The sequence below is a fragment of the Pseudomonas sp. Irchel s3f19 genome (assembly GCF_900187555.1).
Lineage (GTDB): Bacteria > Pseudomonadota > Gammaproteobacteria > Pseudomonadales > Pseudomonadaceae > Aquipseudomonas > Aquipseudomonas capeferrum.
The window spans coordinates 244,490-262,667 of record NZ_FYDW01000003.1 but is presented as its reverse complement, the minus strand read 5'-3'; the positions used below and the strand labels follow the sequence as shown (position 1 = coordinate 262,667).

Genomic DNA, 18,178 nt, shown 5'->3' with positions numbered 1-18,178 from the left:
CTCCTCAAACTGGCCAATGTGAGCTTTACTGCCCGGCCTGGTTGTCACTGAGAATCAGCTTGCCATTCTTGTCCAGGGGGATGGTCGAGCCCGGCTCGCGGTCCATCTTCACCTGCCCCGCCTGGTCACCAATGGTGTACTTCACGTTATAACCAACGACCTTGTCGCTGATGTCATTGACCGTATTGCAGCGGGTTTGCGTCGTGGTGTAAGTGTCACGCTGCTGCATGCCTTCCTGCACCTTGTTACCGGCATAGCCACCACCGACCGCACCGGCCACGGTGGCGATCTTCTTGCCGGTACCACCACCAATCTGGTTACCCAGCAGGCCACCGGCCAGGGCACCCACGACGGTACCGGCGATCTGGTGCTGGTCCTTGACCGGCGCCTGACGCGTCACGGTGACGTCCTTGCAGACCTCACGCGGTGTCTTGACCTGCTGCTTGATCGGCTGCACATCGGTGACCTGGGCGTACTCCGGCCCTTTGTTCACCAAGCTGTAGGTCGCCACAGCACCTCCGGCAGTTACACCGACAGCACCCAGTACCGCACCCACCAGCATTGATTTATTCACCTGAACCTCCTGATCTTCCCTGCGGGACATAGCCCGCCTTCTCCCTGCCTTGGAGCAAAAAAAAAGGCGCGAGTTCAATACTCGCGCCTCTTGATTCGCCAAACGGCGTAGGAAAAGCCCTTACGGACGCTCGTCCACGCCTTCGGTCTTGGCTGGCGGAATCAGGTCTTCACTGTTCAGGTTCAGCCAGATCAGTACCACGTTGGCGATATAGATCGACGAGTAGGTACCGGCCATGACCCCGATGAACAGCGCCAGCGAGAAGCCGAACAGGTTGTCGCCACCGAAGAACAGCAGTGCGGCGATGGCCAGCAAGGTCGACACCGAGGTGGCGATGGTACGCAGCAGGGTCTGGGTGGTCGAGACGTTGATGTTCTCGATCAGCGACGCCTTGCGCATCACACGGAAGTTCTCACGCACCCGGTCGAATACGACAATGGTGTCGTTGAGCGAGTAACCGATGATCGCCAGCACCGCCGCCAATACCGTCAGGTCGAAGGTGATCTGGAAGAACGACAGGATACCCAGCGTCACCACCACGTCGTGGATCAGCGAGATGATCGCGCCCACGGCGAACTTCCACTGGAAGCGGAAGGCCAGGTAGATGAGGATGCCGCCCAGGGCCAGGAGCATGCCCATGCCACCCTGGTCACGCAGCTCTTCACCCACCTGCGGGCCTACGAACTCGACGCGCTTGAGCGTGGCCGGGTTGTCGCCGCCGGCTTTTTGCAGTGCCTCGGCTACCTTGCTGCCCAGTTGCGGGTCATCGCCCGGCATACGCACCAGCAGGTCGGTGGTTGCGCCAAAGCTCTGCACCACGGCCTCGTGGAAGCCGGAGTTGACCAGTTCGGCACGTACCGCCTTGAGGTCGGCCGGGCGCTCGTAGGTCAGCTCGATGAGCGTACCGCCGGTGAAGTCCAGGCCAAAGTTCAGGCCCTTCTGCCACCAGCTGAACAGCGCCAGGACGGTGAGGAGCACAGTGATGGCGAACGCGACATTGCGCACGCCCATGAAGTTGATGGTTTTCATCGCAGCTCCCTCAAACCCACAGCTTCTTGATGTCACGCCCGCCGCAGGTCAGGTTGACCATTGCGCGGGTCACCATGATGGCGGTGAACATCGAGGTGAAAATCCCGAGGGACATGGTGACCGCAAAGCCCTTGACCGGGCCGGTACCCATGGCGAACAGGATGCCGCCGACCAGCAGGCTGGTCAGGTTGGCGTCGATGATCGCGGTAAAGGCGCGGTTGAAACCTTCATGGATGGCGCGCTGCACCGACATGCCGGCTTTGAGCTCCTCACGGATACGCGAGAAGATCAGCACGTTGGCGTCTACCGCCATACCCATGGTCAACACGATACCCGCGATACCCGGCAGGGTCAGGGTCGCGCCCAGCAGCGACATCAGCGCCAGCAGCAAGACCATGTTGCCCGCCAGGGCGATGGTGGCGATCACGCCGAAGCCGCGGTAGATGGCGATGATGAACAGCGAGACGAACAGCATGCCCCACAGCGACGCATCAATACCCTTGGTGATGTTGTCCGCACCCAGGCTTGGGCCAATGGTACGTTCTTCAGCGAAATACATCGGCGCAGCCAGACCACCGGCACGCAACAGCAGGGCCAGCTCGGACGATTCGCCCTGGCCGTTCAGGCCGGTGATGCGGAACTGGCTACCCAGCGGCGACTGAATGGTCGCCAGGCTGATGATCTTCTTCTCTTCCTGGAAGCTCTGTACCGGCACTTCCTTCTCGACGCCGTCGACGGTCTGCTTGACGTAGCGGGTGACCGGCTTCTGCTCGATGAAGATCACCGCCATGCTGCGCCCGACGTTGCTGCGCGTGGCGCGGCTCATCAGCTCGCCGCCGTGGCCATCCAGGCGGATGTTCACTTGCGGGCGGCCGTGCTCGTCGAAGCTGGCCTGGGCGTCGGTAACCTGGTCACCGGTGATGATCAGGCCACGCTCGACCGGGGCGGAGCGGCCGCCCTCGCGGAACTCGAAGACCTCGGTGGTTGCCTTGGACGCGCCAGGTTCGGCACCGAAGCGGAACTCAAGGTTAGCGGTCTTGCCGAGGATACGCTTGGCTTCGGCAGTGTCCTGCACGCCTGGCAGCTCGACCACGATACGGTTGGCGCCCTGACGCTGAACCAGCGGCTCGGCCACGCCCAGCTCGTTGACGCGGTTGCGCACGGTGGTCAGGTTCTGCTTGATCGAGTATTCGCGGATCTCGGCGACTTTCGCCTGAGTCAGCGCCAGACGCAGCACGGCGAGGTCATTGCGCTCGGTGGCAGTCAGGTCGAAATCGGAGAAATTCTTGCGGATCAGGGCACGTGCCTGCTCGCGGGTTGCATCGTCAGCGAAGCCCAGCATGATGCCGCCATCCTGCTGAGGCAGGCTGCGGTAGCGGATGCGCTCTTTGCGCAGGAGGGTTTTGACCTCCCCTTCATACACCTTCATACGGGCGGTCATGGCCTTGTCCATGTCCACTTCCAGCAGGAAGTGCACACCACCGGACAGGTCCAGGCCCAGTTTCATCGGGCTTGCACCCAGGTTACGCAGCCATTGCGGAGTGGTCTGGGCCAGGTTCAGGGCCACGACGTAATCATCGCCCAGTGCCTTGCGCACTACATCCTTGGCTGGAAGCTGGTCTTCCTGGTTGGTCAGGCGAATCAGCGCACTGCCCTTTTCACCCAGGCTGGCGCCCTTGACGGTGATACCGGCATCGGTCAGCGCCTTGGAGACGCGATCGAGGTCGGCCTGGTTTACCTGCAGCGCCGAACTGGCACCACTGACTTGCACCGCCGGATCATCCGGGTAGAGGTTGGGAGCGGAATAAATAAAACCGATCGCCAGTACCAGCAGGATCAGTGCGTATTTCCACAGAGGGTATTTGTTCAGCATCACGCCGCCCGTTCAAGACGCGGGGCGCGTTGCGCGCCCCGACTGGAAAAATAAAACCGGTAACTCAGATAGCCTTGAGCGTACCTTTTGGCAGGGTCGCGGCGATGGCGCCCTTCTGGAACTTCAGCTCGACGGTGTCGGAAACTTCCAGCACCACGAAATCATCGGTGACCTTGACGATCTTGCCGGCGATGCCGCCGTTGGTGACAACTTCGTCACCTTTTTGCAAGTTGCCCAGCAGGTTCTTCTGCTCTTTGGCGCGCTTGGCCTGTGGACGCCAGATCATCAGGTAGAAGATGACCAGGAAGCCGACCAGGAAGATCCACTCGAAACCGGTACCGGCTGGGCCGGCGGCAGGTGCTGCTGCGTCCGCGTAAGCGGCGGGAATCAGAAAGCTCATGAGGCACTCCATTACTGAGTTTTAATATTTAAGTGCTGACAATCAGCCCAAAGGCGGCACAGGCAGCCCGCGTTTGGCGTAGAAGGCGTCGACAAAGGCGGCCAATTTACCCTGTTGAATAGCCTCGCGTAAACCGGCCATCAAGCGCTGGTAATGGCGCAAGTTGTGGATGGTATTCAGCATGCTGCTCAACATTTCGCCGCATTTGTCCAGGTGGTGGAGGTACGCGCGGGAGAAGTTGGTGCAGGTATAGCAATCGCAGGTCGGATCCAGCGGCGACTCATCGTGGCGATGGAACGCATTGCGGATCTTGATCACCCCGGTATCGACGAACAGATGGCCGTTGCGCGCATTACGCGTCGGCATCACGCAGTCGAACATGTCGACGCCGCGGCGCACACCCTCAACGAGATCTTCCGGTTTGCCTACCCCCATAAGGTAACGAGGTTTGTCAGCAGGCATCTGGTCCGGCAGGTAGTCCAGCACCTTGATCATCTCGTGCTTGGGCTCGCCCACCGACAGGCCGCCGATGGCCAGGCCGTCGAAGCCGATGTTTTCCAGGCCTTCCAGCGAGCGCATGCGCAGGTCCTGGTACATGCCGCCCTGGACGATGCCGAACAGCGCCGCTGTGTTGTCGGCGTGGGCGTTTTTCGAGCGCTGGGCCCAGCGCAGCGACAGCTCCATGGAGGTGCGTGCCACGTCGTGCTCGGCCGGGTAAGGGGTGCACTCGTCGAAGATCATCACCACGTCCGAGCCCAGGTCACGCTGGACCTGCATCGACTCTTCGGGGCCCATGAACACTTTGGAGCCGTCGACGGGCGAGGCGAAGGTCACGCCTTCCTCTTTGATCTTGCGCATGGCGCCCAGGCTAAACACCTGGAAGCCACCGGAGTCGGTGAGGATCGGGCCTTTCCACTGCATGAAGTCGTGCAGGCCGTTGTGCTTCTTGATCACCTCGGTGCCCGGGCGCAGCCACAGGTGGAAGGTGTTGCCCAGGATCATCTCGGCGCCGATGGCCTCGATGTCGCGGGGCAGCATGCCTTTGACCGTGCCGTAGGTGCCTACCGGCATGAACGCCGGGGTTTCCACGGTACCTCGGGGGAAGGTAATGCGACCACGACGGGCCTTGCCGTCGGTGGCCAGCAGTTCGAAGGACATTCGACAGGTGCGACTCATGCTTGATCCTCGGGCCCGCGTGGCGCCGGATTGCGGGTGATGAACATGGCATCACCGTAACTGAAGAAGCGGTACCCCTGCTCGACCGCAGCCGCGTAGGCGGCCATGGTCTCGGGGTAGCCGGCGAAGGCCGAGACCAGCATCAGCAGCGTGGACTCCGGCAGGTGGAAGTTGGTGACCAGGGCATCGACCACATGGAATGGCCGGCCCGGGTAAATGAAGATGTCGGTATCACCGCTGAATGCCTTGAGCACGCCGTCGCGCGCCGCGCTTTCCAGCGAGCGCACGCTGGTGGTGCCCACGGCCACCACACGCCCGCCGCGGGCACGGCAGGCCTCAACCGCATCCACCACATCCTGGCTCACTTCGAGCCACTCTTTATGCATGTGATGGTCTTCGATCTTGTCGACCCGCACCGGCTGGAAGGTGCCCGCGCCGACGTGCAGTGTCACGAAGGCCCGCTCCACGCCCTTGGCGGCAATCTGCTCCAGCAGCGCCTGGTCGAAGTGCAGGCCGGCCGTGGGCGCTGCGACCGCTCCGGCACGCTCGGCGTAGACGGTCTGGTAACGCTCACGGTCGGCGCCCTCGTCGGGGCGGTCGATATAGGGCGGCAGCGGCATGTGCCCGACGCGTTCGAGCAGTGGCAGCACCTCTTCGGTGAAGCGCAGCTCGAACAGCGTTTCGTGGCGCGCGACCATTTCGGCCTCGCCACCGCCATCGATGAGAATCTGAGCACCCACCTTGGGCGCCTTGCTGGAGCGCACGTGGGCCAATACCCGGTGGCTGTCCAGCACGCGTTCGACCAGCACTTCCAGCTTGCCGCCGGAGGCTTTCTGGCCGAACAAGCGCGCCGGGATAACCCGGGTATTGTTGAATACCATCAGGTCGCCCGGGCGCAAATAGTCGAGCAGATCGGTGAATTGCTGATGTACCAAGGCGCCGCTCGGCCCATCGAGGACCAGCAGACGGCTACCATGGCGCTCGGCCAGAGGGTGGCGGGCGATCAGGGAATCGGGGAGTTCGAAGGAAAAATCGGCGACGCGCATGATGATGTTCGGTTCGGCAGGGCCGGGAAGTTTAGCCCAATGTGTGAAAATTGACCATGAAACCCGATTGACCGACCCGAGGCACCTCTCTATACTGCGCGCCACAAGCCCTGATGGCGGAATTGGTAGACGCGGCGGATTCAAAATCCGTTTTCGAAAGGAGTGGGAGTTCGAGTCTCCCTCGGGGCACCAAAATCCAGAAAAAACCGACCTTATGGTCGGTTTTTTTGTGCCTGGCGTTTAGCAATCCTCAAGCACCGTCGCGCGGCCCCTTGGCACAACTGCCCTCTGCCCCGGCTCAGCACCCTTCCCTACGCTGGCCCTTGCCTTCATCTCTCGTGCAAGGAGCCGCAAAATGAAAATTAACCCTGCAGGCGCCGATCACAGTGCAGGCCGGTGAGCCCGAGATCAGTGGCGCCTTCGAACTGGCCTATCAATTCGAACCGCGCGTGCAGGGCGACGACAGACCACTGAGCCTTTCCAGCCTGGAATACGACCCCTTCAACAAGCGCCTGCTGGCCACCACCAGCCATGAGCAGGGTGACCAGATTGGTGGCTATTTGTGGGCATTGCCACTGCCACTGCTTGAACCGGACGGGTCGGGTACACCGCTACCGTTCCTCGGGCCCGACGGCTCGCCCTTGTGGTTCGATAACAAACCGGAAGGCGTTGTAGCGTTGAATGCCCGCCAGGTAATGGTGGTCCACGATGATGACCGGGTTCAGGTTGCCGAGTCTGCGCGCGGCAAGGCCAAGCAGGCCAACGAGTTCACCTATAGCGTGATCGAATTGGGCAATCCGTAGAAATGGCCAGCACACACCGGGACATCGAATGGCGCCTTGGATGATAGCGATGATCCAATCAACCCGAATGGGTAGTCGCTTTGACAGGTGCGGCTAGCAGGGTTTGCTGCCGATAGCTTCTGCAAAACGGAGCAAGTAACCATCCGGGTCGAGCAGCAGAAAATTGCGCTGACCAAACAGTAGTTCACCGCTGCGGTACCAGTGCTCTTCAACCGGGTTTCTGAGGGGATACCCGGCCGCCTCCAGTGCCGACACCAGCGCTGAAGCGTTCGGGCATTCGATGGACAGGTTGATACCACGCCCATAAGGCGGCTCAAGAGGCCCGACCCGCCAAGGCGATTCACTGTGCCAGTCCTGTTCCAACATAAGTTGGCTGCCGCCGAAAGAAAGAAAAGCGAAATGATCTTCTGGCCGCTCGTACTCGACCTTGAAGCCGAGTATGTCGCAGTAGAAGGCAAGGCTTCGTGTGAGGTCGGAAACAATGAGTTCGGGGACCAGGGGATTGAGCTTCAGCATGTTTGATTCCTTTCAGTTTTGATCTATGAATACGTGCGACCAATGCCCTGCGTACGCCTCGTCAACGTGGGCGTCCGGCCTCGATCCACGCTTGCACCTGGCTCATGCCCAGCCGATACCAGTTATGCAGTGTCAGGGTATCCAGTTCAGCCTGCAACAAGGGCTCAAACTGCAGCTTCTCACTGTCCGACAAGCTCAATACAGCTCAATAGAGCTCAATGGAGCTCATCACCCTCATCGCGAGTGGTGAGTAACACGAAAATCGCGCCCTTGATCCCTCATCAAATTGACGCCGCGTGCCTGACGAGCGGGGCAGCAGCCATGCCTCGAATCTATTGGCTAGCCTCCTCCCCCCTACTTAAGATGTTACTCGTCGGATATATGCACAAAGTATTGCCAGAGTGATATCACTTAGCCATATTTGCGCTCCCATTTTTCCATGACTGTGTGACACATGAAAACAACCGTGCCCTGTCTGGCGGCAATGATGCTGCTCAGTGGGTGCAATGGAGTGCCAACGTCCTACGTCTCCGATCCCGTCTACAGCCAGGCTTTCGTGGTCACCTCAGGTGCGCCGTTGCCGATGTTGCTGATGGCCAGTGCCATCCAGTGGAACGAAGACTACGCAGTGACCGCAAAACACACACCCTTCCTGCGCAACGTGGTCCACGAGGGCCTCGGTGATGTCGTGTTCTTCAAGCACAAGGCGCGTGAGGTACCGCATTGGCGGCAATACGTGCCAGGTGAGTCGGTGACGGCCGTCGGCTTCAACAGCCTGATGATGCCCGTACAGGGCAAGGGCCATGCCATGCCATCACTGGTACGCCTCGAAGGCACCCCGGGCAGTGTCTTCTACTCGTTGCACGACGGCCCCATGGTCAAGGGCATGTCGGGCGGGCCGGTGTTCGCCGATGACGGCCAGGTGGTGGGTATCAATGTCGCGTTCATCCCCAAGAACGAGATCGACGTGCGCGCTCGCCCGGACCTCGCCGATAAAGAGCGCGTCAGCGTGTTCATGTCGTACAGCGAGATCGACAAGGAATGGCGGCGCTTCCAGTACCTGCTGGCACGCAAGGCCAAACCGCATGCGCCTGCCGCGATCAAGGGGTTTGTGGCGGTGGCCGCCAAACCTTGAGCGGCGGCCAGGCGCTCCCGACAGGCCCGCGCCCCATGCGCAGTGCTACGCTGTGAGCGCCAGCCACACGCCTGTAAAAGGACCTGCCATGCACCTCAGCCACCGCCCTGTACAGCCCAATGACATCCCCGCCATCTGCTGCTTCCCTCAAGGCCCGGACGAACTGTTCTACATGTTCCCCAAGGCCACCTACCCGCTCACGCCCGCGCAACTGACCGACGCCATCGCCCAGCGCAACGGGTCCACGGTGGTGGAAGGCGGCGGCATGGTGCTGGCCTTCGCCAACTTCTACAAAGCCGAGCACGGCGGTGTATGCGCCCTGGGCAACGTGGTCGTGGCCCCAGCGGCCCGCGGCCATGGTGTGGCCAGCTACCTGGTCAACGCCATGGTCGAGCTGGCCCGCAAGCAGTTTGCGGCACGGGAGGTTTGGGTGTCGTGCTTCAATCACAACACGGCGGGGTTGCTGCTTTATCCACAGATGGGCTTTGTGCCGTTCGGCATCGAGGCGCGCCAGGCGCCGGATGGGAAGCGGGTGGCGTTGGTGCAGATGAGGCAAATACTTGGGTAGCTCGACACTTCTGTTAACACCCTAAGAGAGACTACACCGAACCATAACCCTCACTCGGCGTCCGATCCTGCATCCCCCGCGTTCCGAGGTACCCCGTGTGAAAGAGATCATCGCCCGCAAGTACCGCCTGGTCGTGAAGACCATCGGTTACATCGGCTGGTCGCTGTTCTGGCTGCTGATCTGGGATGTGCTGGTCACCATCGACTTCATGCTGTTCTTCAACAGCAAGTTCACCCTGCCGCTGATTCCATTGACCTTGCTGGGTTCGGCGCTGGTGGTGCTGGTGAGCTTTCGCAACAGCAGTGCCTACAACCGCTGGTGGGAGGCGCGCACGTTGTGGGGTGCCCTGGTCAACAGTTCGCGCAGCTTTGCCCGGCAGACGCTGACCCTGATCGACGACCCGGACGATAGCCTGAACCCGGCCAAAGCCACCTTGCTGCGCCGCCATATCGCCTATGTGAACTGCCTGGCGGCGCACCTCAAAGGTGAGCGTTGCCCGGATGAACTGATGGCGTTCATCCCCCCAGCGGAGTTCGAACGGCGCAACCGCTCGAACAACTTCGCCAATGACATCCTCAGCGGCTCGGCGGCCCTGCTGGCGCGGGAGTACCAGGCCGGGCGCCTGGACAGCATCCGCCTGGCGAGGCTGGAGTCGACGCTGGTGGACCTGTCCAATGCTCAGGGCGGAATGGAGCGGATTGCCAACACACCGCTGCCCTACCCTTATGTGTATTTTCCGCGGCTGTTCATCACGCTGTTCTGCCTGATCGTGCCGGTGGGGCTGGTCGAGTCGCTGGGCTGGTTTACCCCGCTGGCCTCGACGGTGGTGGGGTTCATGCTGCTGGCCATCGAGCGCATCGGCACCGACCTGCAGAGCCCGTTCCGGTTCAGCGAGCACCAGATCCAGATGGATACCATCTGCGAGACGATCGAGCGCAACCTGGAGTCGATGCAACGGGAGGCGCAGCATGGGGAACAGGTGACCTGACGGCTGTCGGGGCCTCTTTGCAGCCCCGATCAGGCGCGCACATAGCGCTGGCGCAGCACATCACTCAACGCATCCACAAGCAACACCAGCACCAGCATCGCCAGGATCACCGTGCTGGCCTGCGCCTCCTGGAACAGGCTCAAGGTGGTATAGAGCATCTGCCCCAAGCCACCCGCCCCAACAAACCCCAGCACGCTGGCCATGCGGATGTTGTTCTCCCAGCGGTACAGGCTGTAGGCCAACAACTGCGGCCACAGGTTGGGCAAAGTGCCAAAGCAGAACGCCGCAACCTGGCTGCCACCCTGCAAACGAATGGCGGCCGCAGGCTCGGCCGGCGCGTTCTCCAGGGCCTCGGCAAACAACCGGCCCAGCACCCCGGCGGTGTGCAACGCCAGGGCCAGGGTGCCGGCATTCGGGCCAAGCCCTGCTGCCAGCACGGTGAGCGCCGCCCAGACCAGCTCGGGGATGGCCCGCAAGGCATTGAGCAGCACCCGCGCCGCAGTCTGCAGCGGCCAGCCGAACCGGCCCGCCGCCGGCAACGCCAGCAGCATCCCCAGCACCACCGCCAGCAAGGTACCCAGGCCAGACATGGCCAAGGTCTCCAAGGCGCCACGCCCCACCGCGCGCAAATGCTCGGCGGACAGGTCTGGCTGCAGGAAGCGCCGCGCATATTCGGCCATCTGCCCCAACCCGCCGTCACCTACCAGCGCCTGGAGGTCCAGCTCCAGGTAAGCGAACGAGGCCACCACCGCTGCCACAAGCGCGCCGAGCACCAGCAGGTTGATCACCCGGTTCATGCCAGCCTCGCCCGCAGGAAGCGGCTGAGCATGTCAGCAAAAGACACCAGCAACAGGAATGTCAGCAGCATGCTCGCCACTTGCGCACCGGCAAACATGCGCATCGACAGGTCGATCTGCTGCCCCAGGCCGCCGGCACCGACAAAGCCCATCACCACCGAAGCCCGCACCGCGCACTCCCAGCGGTAGACGGTGTAGGACACCACCTCCGACACGGCATTGGGCAAGATGCCGTAGAAGAAAGCCATCAGCCGGCCACTGCCCGCCTGCAACAGCGCATGGGCCGGGCGCTGGTCGACCGACTCGAAGATTTCCGCATAGACCTTGCCGAGCATGCCGCTGTAGGTAATGGCGATGGCCAGCACACCGGCCGTTGGCCCAAGCCCTACGGCACGCACGAACAGCAAGGCCCAGACGATTTCCGGCACGCTACGCAGAAAGATCAGTAGCCCGCGCACCGGCATGCGCAGCACCCGCGACAACAGCCCGGCCCGGCCGCCGCGCGAGGCCGCCCGCAACGACAAGGCGCGGCTGGCCAGCAGGCTGGCCGGCACCGCCAGCAGCAGCGCCAGGGCCATGCCGGCCGTGGCCACGGCAAGGGTCTGCAGCGTGGCCTCGAACAGCAGCAGCAAAAACTCGGCATCATGCGCCGGTGGCCAGAACGCCTGGGTGAAACTGGCGATCTGCTGACGGTTCTCGGCCTGCCACAGCACACCCGGGTTCAGCTCGCTCAACTGCACCCCCGGCCATAACACCGCCAAGGCCAGCAGGGTCAGCAGCAACCGTGGCAGCGCCGCTGGGTCGCGGGTATCGGCCTTCAGCATCGCGGGATCTGTACCGTCAACGCAGGCGTAGGCCCCGGCGTAGGCGGCGGCGCCAATTGTTCGTTGGCGTAGAGTGCCGCCAGCATCTGCGGGCTGACGGCTGCGGCGGGGCTGTCGAACACCACCTGCCCCTCACGGATACCGATCACCCGCGGGAAGTGCGCCAATGCCAGCTCTACCGCGTGCAGGCTGGCCACCAGCGTGACGCCGTTGGCCTGGGCGTGACGGTTGAGCAATGCCAGGCTGTGGTCGGCCAGCACCGGGTCCATCGCCGACACAGGCTCGTCGGTCAGCAGCAGTGCCGGCCGCTGATACAACACCCGGGCGATGCCCACCCGTTGCAACTGGCCGCCAGACAGCTGCCCGCACTGCACGAAAAGCTTGTCGGCCAGCCCCAACTCTGCCAACGCCTGGCGCACGCCCGCTACATCGGTCGGGTACAACAGGTTGAGCAAGCCACGCAAGGTGCCCCACTGCCCCAGCCGCCCCGCCAGCACCGCCGTGACCACCCGTTGGCGCGGCGGCAAGGGCGGCGCCTGGTGCACCAAGCCAACCCGCGCCCGCAACCGCTGACGCGCCCTGCCAGACAGCGCCCAGGGCAGTTCACCGAACAGCTCCAGCCGCCCGTCACTGGGCTGGATAGCGGTGGCCATCAGGTGCAGCAAGCTGGACTTGCCCGCCCCTGACGGGCCGATGATCGCAACCCGCTCGCCCTGCTCGATGCTCAGGCTCACCGCTTCAAGCGCACGCACCTGGCCGTGGCGCAGGCTGGCACCGTGCAAACGAATAGCCGTCACTTGAGCAGGCCGGCCTCACGCGCGGCTTGTTCGGTGCCCAGGTAGTTCTCAGGTTTGGTCTCGATGAAACGGCTGGCGGCCTGCAGGTCGAGAATCGCCTTGTGCTCGGGGTTGGCCGGGTCGAGGTCGAGGAATGCCTTTTTGATTTTCGCCTTGAGTGCCGGGTCCATGTTGCCGCGTACGGTCCAGTTGTAGTCGAAATAGGTGGGCGTGGTGGCGAACACCTTGACCTTGCTGGTATCGACCTTGCCGGCATCCACCAGCTTCTGCCAGACACTGGCATTGAGCACCCCAGCATCGACCTTGCCCGCCTGCACCCAGGCTGCGGTGGCGTCGTGGGCACCGGAGTAAGCCACACGGCTGAAGTAGTCCTCAGGCTTTATCTTGTCCTCTTTGAGCATGAAGTAACGCGGCATCAGGCTGCCCGAGGTGGACGATATCGACCCGAACGCGAACGACTTGCCCTTGAGGTCGGCCAGGCGCTTCACATTGGGGTTGGCGGTGATGAACTTGGACGTGAACTGCGCGTCCTGCTCACGCTGCACCAACGGCGTGGCATTGGGGTCTTTGAGGTGCACCTGGACAAAGGTGAAGCCGCCCAGCCAAGCCAGGTCGAGGCGGTCCGAGGCCAGCGACTCGACCACCGCCGGGTAGTCGGAGACTGGCACGAACTTCACCTCCATGCCCAACGTACGGGCCAGGTACTCCCCCAACGGCTTGAACTTGCGTTGCAGTTCAGTGGGTGCTTCGTCGGGGATGGCACTGACCCGCAGCGTTTCTGCGGCCTGGGCGACAACGGCACAGCAGGACAACACGAGGCCGGCGACGAGCGCCAGAGGGGGTTTGAGCATGGGCATTCTCCGGGACAGTGGCGGGGTAAGGGGCGGCTGCCACGCCGTCCGTGCAAAGTATAAGGGGCCACGGCGCAATGACCAGCTTTGCTACAATCGCGCAACAATTTGATCTGCTGAGGAACGTATGAGCGAGCCAATCCGCCTGACCCAGTACAGCCACGGTGCCGGTTGTGGCTGCAAGATCTCCCCCAAGGTGCTGGACGTGATCCTGGCCGAAAGCGGCGCCCAGGCCCTGGACCCCAAGCTCTGGGTTGGCAATGCTTCACGCGATGATGCCGCCGTGTATGCCCTGGACGAGGAACGCGGCGTGGTCTCGACCACCGACTTCTTCATGCCGATCGTCGATGACCCCTACGACTTCGGCCGTATCGCCGCCACCAACGCCATCAGCGACATCTACGCCATGGGCGGCGACCCGTTGATGGCCATCGCCATCCTCGGCTGGCCGGTCAACGTACTGCCGCCGGAGGTCGCCCGCGAAGTGATTCGCGGCGGGCGTGCGGTGTGTGCCGAAGCCGGCATCCCGCTGGCAGGCGGCCACTCCATCGATGCCCCGGAGCCGATCTTCGGCCTGGCCGTCACCGGCGTGGTCAGCAAGCGCCACCTCAAGCGCAACGACACCGCCACTGCAGGCTGCCAGCTGTACCTGACCAAGCCGCTGGGCATCGGCATCCTCACCACCGCCGAGAAACAGGCCAAGTTGCGTGAACAGGACCAGGGCCTGGCACGCGACTGGATGTGTACCCTCAACACCCCCGGCAGCCGCTTCGGCAAGCTCGACGGTGTCATGGCGATGACCGACGTCACCGGCTTCGGCCTCCTGGGCCACCTGGTAGAACTGGCTGAAGGCAGCCGCCTCACCGCCCAGCTGAACTTCGCTGCAGTCCCCCGCCTGCCGAGCGTCGAGCATTACCTGGCCGAGGGCTGCATCCCAGGCGGCACGCTGCGCAACTACGACAGCTATGGCCACAAGATCGGCGCCTTGAGCGATGAGCAAAAGCACCTGCTGTGCGACCCGCAGACCAGCGGTGGCCTGCTGGTGGCGGTCAGCCCTGAGGGTGAAGCGCAGTTTCTGGCTGTGGCCGCCGAACTGGGCCTGGCACTGGCCCCCATCGGCACCCTGGTCGAGCGACAGGGCCATGCAGTCGAGGTGCTTTGATGCGCCCCGACTGCACCGACTACCGCCAGCTGTTCTTGAACGACGTGCCGATGATGGACATGCGCGCGCCCGTCGAATTCGCCAAAGGTGCCTTCCCGGGTGTCGTCAACCTGCCCTTGATGAACGATCTGGAGCGGCAGAAGGTCGGCACCTGTTTCAAGCTGCAGGGCCAGGCCGCCGCCATCACCCTCGGCCACCAACTGGTCAGAGGCACGACCAAGCGTGAGCGCCTGCACGCCTGGGCCAGCTTTGCCCGGGCCCACCCTGACGGCTATCTGTATTGCGCGCGCGGTGGCCTGCGCTCGCAGATTGTCCAGCAGTGGCTGCGTGATGAAGCGGGTATCGACTACCCCCGCGTCAAGGGCGGCTACAAGGCCATGCGCACCTTCCTCCTCGATACCACCCAGGACGCCGTGGAGCACTGCGATTTCGTCCTGCTGGGTGGCCTTACCGGCACCGGCAAGACCGATGTGTTGCAGCAACTGAGCAACGTGCTCGACCTTGAAGGCCACGCCAACCACCGCGGTTCCAGCTTCGGCAAACGCGCCACGGCGCAACCTGCGCAGATCGACTTCGAAAATAAGCTGGCCGTCGATGTGCTGAAAAAGCGCGCACGCGGCATCGAGCAGTTCGTGCTCGAAGATGAAGGCCGTATCGTCGGCAGTTGCACGGTGCCGCTGGCGTTGTACCAAGGCATGCAGCAGTACCCGTTGGTGTGGCTGGAGGACAGCTTCGAGAACCGTGTCGAACGTATCCTGCGCGACTACGTGGTCAACCTGAGCGCCGAATTCGTCGCGCTGCACGGCGAAGAGCTGGGGCGGCGGCTGTTCGCCGAGCGCATGCTGCAGAGCCTGGCCAATATCCACAAGCGCCTGGGCGGTGAGCGATTCCAGCGGTTGTCGGCGGTCATGCGTGAAGCGCTGGACGAGCAACTGCGCTGTGGCTCGGTGGATTTGCACAGGGGTTGGATCGAAGGGTTGCTGACGGAGTATTACGACCCGATGTATGCCTATCAGCGCGATGCCAAGGCCGAGCGTATCGAGTTTGCCGGGGACGCTGTAGAGGTGCGCGAATACCTCAAGGCCCGCTCGTCGTAGGAGCGGCCTTGCGTCGCGAAAGGGCTGCGTAGCGGCCCCAGATTTCAGCTTCGCCGCGAATATTTTGGGGCCGCTACGCGCCCCTTTCGCGACGCAAGGCCGCTCCTACACGGGCCCCAACACCCGCTCCAGCTCCGCCGCCCGGTCACGGGTCATGTCCATCACGCACGTGCCGCCTTCCAGCTGTGCCATGGTTCCGCCACTGGCCTGCACATGGAACATACAGTTGCCATCACGGTAGGCCATCCACTTGCGCTGTACATCCCGAAGGGTCTTCTGCTGCCCGGCATCCAGCTTGCCCATCAGTTGCTTGTACACCCGGTTCAGGCGCTGGTCCTGCACGTGGGTCTCGGCGTTGATGCACTCGCTCATGGCCAGGGTGCTTGAAGCCTTGTCCATGCACTGCCCATAGGCCGGCGTATAGTCGTCCGCCACAGCCAGCGGCAGCACGCAGGCCAGTGCCAGGCCTGCCAGGTAATGCTTGATCATGCAAACCCTCCTTGTGAGTATCAAAATGACTGCGGTTGCTCCGGCGGCATCAGCACCTTGCCCGGCTCGAAACGCAACGACGGCATCTGCGTGGCGGCATACAACGCCACCCCCAGCGCAGCAATCAAGGCCACATCAAGCCAGCGCCAGCCAGGCATGTCGGCTGCGCTGCGGGCCTTCCAGCAATGCCAGGCCTGGCCCGCGCAAAACACTAAGATCGCCGCAAGCCACAGATAAAAGCCCGCACCAAAGCCGGTGCGTGCATTGAAGTCGTAGCTCTGGCTGTCTGGCAGGCGGTCGATGCCAAAGCTGCTGGCGGCCAGATACAGCGCGGCCAGCCCGCACCCCAACGCCATCCGACGGAACCGCTGGTGGGCAAGAATTGCCACCGCCAACAACGGGTTGGCAAACCACTGGTACAACCCGAACGGCATGCCCCAGGGCCCATACAGCAACATCTGCAAGGCCGGCATGTGGCGGCCGCCACTCATCAGCGCGCCATCGAAAAAAAGCGCGAGCAAGTACAAAAGCAGGCTGATGCTCAGGTAGAAAACGGGCAAGGGGCACACCTGGGGGAAAACGGGACAGGCTGCGACCATAACCCAGGCCCTGCCCCGCTTCCAGATCTAAGTAGGTGCCGCGAAAGGCCAACTACGGTGGTGTGATATTCGGCGAACGTTGATGCTCGCTACAACATCAAGCAACAGGTGGCTCCAGCAGCAAGCCGTAGATACCCGAGTCGGACAGCTCGCCGGCCACGCACCAACGCGCCCGCAAGGTGCCTTCGAGCACGAAGCCTTGACGCTCCAGCGTGCGTGCCGAACCCTGGTTGCGCGGGTCGATTTCGCCCTCAAGGCGGCGCATGTGCAGGGTATGGGCAAGGTAGTCGATGAAGCAGGTCAATGCCTCGTCCATGTAGCCCCTGCCCTGCACGGCGCTGGCCAGGCAGTAGCCGATTTCGCCACGGCGGGAAACGTCGTCGATATTGAACAGTTGGACCATGCCGATCAGTTCGCCGTTGTCACGGCGGTACATGCCTAGCTTGAGCTGGTCGCCATTGGCATAGGCTTCGCGGTCAGCGGCCAGTGCGCTTTCAGCCTCGGCAAGGTCTTGCCAGGGCGCATGATGCCAATAACGCATGACCTCGGGGTCGGCCATGATCGCCAGCCATTGCGCGGCATCGCCATGGCGCATCGGGCGCAATTGCAGGCGGGGGCTGTCGAGGCAGAGGTCACTGGGGAAACTGCGGGGTGGGGTCACGCCGGATCTCCTGTCCATTGCTGGGGAGATGACAGTTTAACGTCAAGCGGGGCGGCTGGGGGATGCCTTGGGTTTTTATAGTGTTTTAGGGATCATTTTGGGGTCTTGCGGTGGGGCGCAAATCGAGCGCCGCCCGCGCCGCGCGGGCGGCGCTCGATCTCAAGAGCGCTGCAGCCCTTGCGTCATGCACCTTTCAGCCATTACTCGCGCCCCGACAGGCCATTCAGGATGCCCCTCTCGCGGGTACAGGCCACTCAGTAACCTCAAGCTACCTCAGCCCCGTCATCCGGCCAATGTGGCTCGTTAGCCCCTGGCGGGGTCAGCGGCGGTAGCCCATAGGCCGCGCGAGCATCGTCGCAGCTGGGGTTATGCAACCCACCCTCCCACGACGCTTCAAACTCTCTGCAAGGGCTCGAGCGGTTGGCGTAAATGGTACACGCCACCTCTTTGCCGATCTCGCCCGCAAGGCTCACGCAGCGGCAAGGCTTGGCATCGGTGCCGATCATGGCGACCCGGGTGGGGTTGATCTGCACCACCAGGTCGTCAGGCACAACGCCCCCGGCAGACTGGCATTCGCCCCAGAAGAAGGACACACGGAAGTACCCGCAGCAGGCGCCGCAGTCAAGGCAAGGGTTATATTCGGACATGAGGCCACGGAGGGAAGGTTGTTGTTATCGGGGCAGGGCCCGCTGCGCCATTTTCAATCCAACCGGGGCCGGCTGGATAGAGGGGCAATGCAAAAAAAATCGCCGCTGATCCGGGAAGCCCGAAGCCCGAAAAACAGGCGGCCAGC

The 18,178-nt window shown here is 62.8% G+C and carries 22 protein-coding genes and 1 tRNA gene; 7 read left to right on the top strand and 16 right to left on the bottom strand.

What is annotated here, in order from left to right:
* Positions 1 to 25: 25 nt before the first annotated feature.
* The 6 genes from CKW22_RS09105 to queA form a co-directional block, all read right to left on the bottom strand.
* Positions 26 to 574 (bottom strand): glycine zipper 2TM domain-containing protein, encoded by a 549-nt coding sequence (locus CKW22_RS09105; protein ID WP_033701198.1) that lies wholly within the window; start codon positions 572 to 574, stop codon positions 26 to 28.
* Positions 575 to 694: 120 nt separating this feature from the next.
* Complete coding sequence (secF, locus tag CKW22_RS09100; protein ID WP_047583875.1) at positions 695 to 1,603, bottom strand: protein translocase subunit SecF; 909 nt, start codon at positions 1,601 to 1,603, stop codon at positions 695 to 697.
* Positions 1,604 to 1,613: 10 nt separating this feature from the next.
* The gene (gene secD / locus CKW22_RS09095; RefSeq protein ID WP_033701200.1) at positions 1,614 to 3,476 is read right to left on the bottom strand and encodes a protein translocase subunit SecD; all 1,863 of its coding nucleotides are present in this window, start codon (positions 3,474 to 3,476) and stop codon (positions 1,614 to 1,616) included.
* Between the two features lie 64 nt (positions 3,477 to 3,540).
* On the bottom strand, positions 3,541 to 3,876 hold the full coding sequence (gene yajC, locus CKW22_RS09090; protein WP_027595530.1) for a preprotein translocase subunit YajC: 336 nt from the start codon (positions 3,874 to 3,876) through the stop codon (positions 3,541 to 3,543).
* A 42-nt stretch (positions 3,877 to 3,918) separates the two neighbouring features.
* Positions 3,919 to 5,034: a tRNA guanosine(34) transglycosylase Tgt gene (gene tgt, locus CKW22_RS09085; RefSeq protein ID WP_077068621.1), complete on the bottom strand. Its 1,116-nt coding sequence runs from the start codon at positions 5,032 to 5,034 to the stop codon at positions 3,919 to 3,921.
* Positions 5,035 to 5,048: 14 nt separating this feature from the next.
* Positions 5,049 to 6,098 (bottom strand): tRNA preQ1(34) S-adenosylmethionine ribosyltransferase-isomerase QueA, encoded by a 1,050-nt coding sequence (gene queA / locus CKW22_RS09080; protein ID WP_033701201.1) that lies wholly within the window; start codon positions 6,096 to 6,098, stop codon positions 5,049 to 5,051.
* 107 nt (positions 6,099 to 6,205) lie between these two features.
* Here queA and CKW22_RS09075 point away from each other — a divergent pair.
* Positions 6,206 to 6,290 (top strand) — tRNA-Leu (locus CKW22_RS09075).
* Positions 6,291 to 6,484: 194 nt separating this feature from the next.
* Entirely contained in the window at positions 6,485 to 6,901 is a 417-nt protein-coding gene (locus tag CKW22_RS09070; RefSeq protein WP_033701202.1) for a hypothetical protein, read from the top strand.
* A 93-nt stretch (positions 6,902 to 6,994) separates the two neighbouring features.
* On the opposite strand, the gene CKW22_RS09065 is transcribed toward CKW22_RS09070, so the two are convergent.
* Together CKW22_RS09065 and CKW22_RS27460 are read right to left on the bottom strand one after the other, a co-directional pair.
* Entirely contained in the window at positions 6,995 to 7,417 is a 423-nt protein-coding gene (locus CKW22_RS09065) for a VOC family protein (RefSeq protein WP_033701203.1), read from the bottom strand.
* 61 nt (positions 7,418 to 7,478) lie between these two features.
* Entirely contained in the window at positions 7,479 to 7,616 is a 138-nt protein-coding gene (locus tag CKW22_RS27460) for a hypothetical protein (RefSeq protein ID WP_160015171.1), read from the bottom strand.
* 288 nt (positions 7,617 to 7,904) lie between these two features.
* On the opposite strand from CKW22_RS27460, the gene CKW22_RS09060 reads away from it, so the two are divergent.
* The 3 genes from CKW22_RS09060 to CKW22_RS09050 all read left to right on the top strand — a co-directional run bounded on the left by CKW22_RS09060 (position 7,905) and on the right by CKW22_RS09050 (position 10,108).
* A complete protein-coding gene (locus CKW22_RS09060) occupies positions 7,905 to 8,552 on the top strand; it encodes a trypsin-like peptidase domain-containing protein (protein WP_095064153.1) in 648 nt (215 codons plus the stop codon).
* Between the two features lie 88 nt (positions 8,553 to 8,640).
* A complete protein-coding gene (locus tag CKW22_RS09055) occupies positions 8,641 to 9,120 on the top strand; it encodes a GNAT family N-acetyltransferase (RefSeq protein WP_033701206.1) in 480 nt (159 codons plus the stop codon).
* 97 nt (positions 9,121 to 9,217) lie between these two features.
* Entirely contained in the window at positions 9,218 to 10,108 is an 891-nt protein-coding gene (locus tag CKW22_RS09050) for a bestrophin family protein (RefSeq protein WP_033701207.1), read from the top strand.
* A gap of 29 nt (positions 10,109 to 10,137) precedes the next feature.
* On the opposite strand, the gene phnE is transcribed toward CKW22_RS09050, so the two are convergent.
* From phnE to CKW22_RS09030, 4 genes are read right to left on the bottom strand one after another with little or no spacing between them, the layout of a single operon-like run.
* Positions 10,138 to 10,905, bottom strand: coding sequence for a phosphonate ABC transporter, permease protein PhnE (gene phnE / locus CKW22_RS09045; protein WP_033701208.1), 768 nt, complete (start codon positions 10,903 to 10,905; stop codon positions 10,138 to 10,140).
* A complete protein-coding gene (locus tag CKW22_RS09040; RefSeq protein ID WP_033701209.1) occupies positions 10,902 to 11,729 on the bottom strand; it encodes an ABC transporter permease in 828 nt (275 codons plus the stop codon). Before CKW22_RS09040 ends, phnE begins: the two co-directional genes overlap by 4 nt.
* The gene (locus tag CKW22_RS09035; RefSeq protein WP_033701210.1) at positions 11,723 to 12,526 is read right to left on the bottom strand and encodes a phosphonate ABC transporter ATP-binding protein; all 804 of its coding nucleotides are present in this window, start codon (positions 12,524 to 12,526) and stop codon (positions 11,723 to 11,725) included. Before CKW22_RS09035 ends, CKW22_RS09040 begins: the two co-directional genes overlap by 7 nt.
* Positions 12,523 to 13,377: a putative selenate ABC transporter substrate-binding protein gene (locus CKW22_RS09030; protein WP_095064034.1), complete on the bottom strand. Its 855-nt coding sequence runs from the start codon at positions 13,375 to 13,377 to the stop codon at positions 12,523 to 12,525. The genes CKW22_RS09035 and CKW22_RS09030 overlap by 4 nt, the downstream gene beginning before the upstream one ends.
* 127 nt (positions 13,378 to 13,504) lie before the next feature.
* Here CKW22_RS09030 and selD point away from each other — a divergent pair, with 127 nt between their 5' ends.
* Positions 13,505 to 14,539 carry a selenide, water dikinase SelD gene (gene selD, locus CKW22_RS09025; protein WP_047583872.1) on the top strand — a complete coding sequence of 345 codons (1,035 nt, stop codon included), beginning with the start codon at positions 13,505 to 13,507 and terminating at the stop codon, positions 14,537 to 14,539.
* Positions 14,539 to 15,636, top strand: coding sequence for a tRNA 2-selenouridine(34) synthase MnmH (mnmH, locus tag CKW22_RS09020; RefSeq protein WP_033701214.1), 1,098 nt, complete (start codon positions 14,539 to 14,541; stop codon positions 15,634 to 15,636). The genes selD and mnmH overlap by 1 nt, the downstream gene beginning before the upstream one ends.
* 105 nt (positions 15,637 to 15,741) lie before the next feature.
* Here the strand turns inward: mnmH and CKW22_RS09015 are convergent, their stop codons facing one another.
* From CKW22_RS09015 to CKW22_RS09000, 4 genes are all read right to left on the bottom strand, one after another.
* On the bottom strand, positions 15,742 to 16,125 hold the full coding sequence (locus CKW22_RS09015) for a lysozyme inhibitor LprI family protein (protein WP_033701215.1): 384 nt from the start codon (positions 16,123 to 16,125) through the stop codon (positions 15,742 to 15,744).
* 20 nt (positions 16,126 to 16,145) lie between these two features.
* Entirely contained in the window at positions 16,146 to 16,685 is a 540-nt protein-coding gene (locus CKW22_RS09010) for a hypothetical protein (protein ID WP_095064033.1), read from the bottom strand.
* A gap of 136 nt (positions 16,686 to 16,821) precedes the next feature.
* Positions 16,822 to 17,385, bottom strand: coding sequence for a GNAT family N-acetyltransferase (locus CKW22_RS09005; protein ID WP_027595514.1), 564 nt, complete (start codon positions 17,383 to 17,385; stop codon positions 16,822 to 16,824).
* Between the two features lie 263 nt (positions 17,386 to 17,648).
* The gene (locus CKW22_RS09000) at positions 17,649 to 18,032 is read right to left on the bottom strand and encodes a YkgJ family cysteine cluster protein (RefSeq protein ID WP_095064032.1); all 384 of its coding nucleotides are present in this window, start codon (positions 18,030 to 18,032) and stop codon (positions 17,649 to 17,651) included.
* Positions 18,033 to 18,178: the final 146 nt, after the last annotated feature.

Excerpts from the sequence above, each read along its gene's own strand:
- secF (WP_047583875.1), bottom strand. The coding sequence starts at position 1,603 with ATGAAAACCATCAACTTCATGGGCGTGCGCAATGTCGCGTTCGCCATC.
- secD (WP_033701200.1), bottom strand. The coding sequence starts at position 3,476 with ATGCTGAACAAATACCCTCTGTGGAAATACGCACTGATCCTGCTGGTA.
- yajC (WP_027595530.1), bottom strand. The coding sequence starts at position 3,876 with ATGAGCTTTCTGATTCCCGCCGCTTACGCGGACGCAGCAGCACCTGCC.
- tgt (WP_077068621.1), bottom strand. The coding sequence starts at position 5,034 with ATGTCCTTCGAACTGCTGGCCACCGACGGCAAGGCCCGTCGTGGTCGC.
- queA (WP_033701201.1), bottom strand. The coding sequence starts at position 6,098 with ATGCGCGTCGCCGATTTTTCCTTCGAACTCCCCGATTCCCTGATCGCC.
- CKW22_RS09065 (WP_033701203.1), bottom strand. The coding sequence starts at position 7,417 with ATGCTGAAGCTCAATCCCCTGGTCCCCGAACTCATTGTTTCCGACCTC.
- CKW22_RS09060 (WP_095064153.1), top strand. The coding sequence starts at position 7,905 with ATGCTGCTCAGTGGGTGCAATGGAGTGCCAACGTCCTACGTCTCCGAT.
- CKW22_RS09055 (WP_033701206.1), top strand. The coding sequence starts at position 8,641 with ATGCACCTCAGCCACCGCCCTGTACAGCCCAATGACATCCCCGCCATC.
- phnE (WP_033701208.1), bottom strand. The coding sequence starts at position 10,905 with ATGAACCGGGTGATCAACCTGCTGGTGCTCGGCGCGCTTGTGGCAGCG.
- CKW22_RS09040 (WP_033701209.1), bottom strand. The coding sequence starts at position 11,729 with ATGCTGAAGGCCGATACCCGCGACCCAGCGGCGCTGCCACGGTTGCTG.
- CKW22_RS09030 (WP_095064034.1), bottom strand. The coding sequence starts at position 13,377 with ATGCTCAAACCCCCTCTGGCGCTCGTCGCCGGCCTCGTGTTGTCCTGC.
- selD (WP_047583872.1), top strand. The coding sequence starts at position 13,505 with ATGAGCGAGCCAATCCGCCTGACCCAGTACAGCCACGGTGCCGGTTGT.
- mnmH (WP_033701214.1), top strand. The coding sequence starts at position 14,539 with ATGCGCCCCGACTGCACCGACTACCGCCAGCTGTTCTTGAACGACGTG.
- CKW22_RS09015 (WP_033701215.1), bottom strand. The coding sequence starts at position 16,125 with ATGATCAAGCATTACCTGGCAGGCCTGGCACTGGCCTGCGTGCTGCCG.
- CKW22_RS09000 (WP_095064032.1), bottom strand. The coding sequence starts at position 18,032 with ATGTCCGAATATAACCCTTGCCTTGACTGCGGCGCCTGCTGCGGGTAC.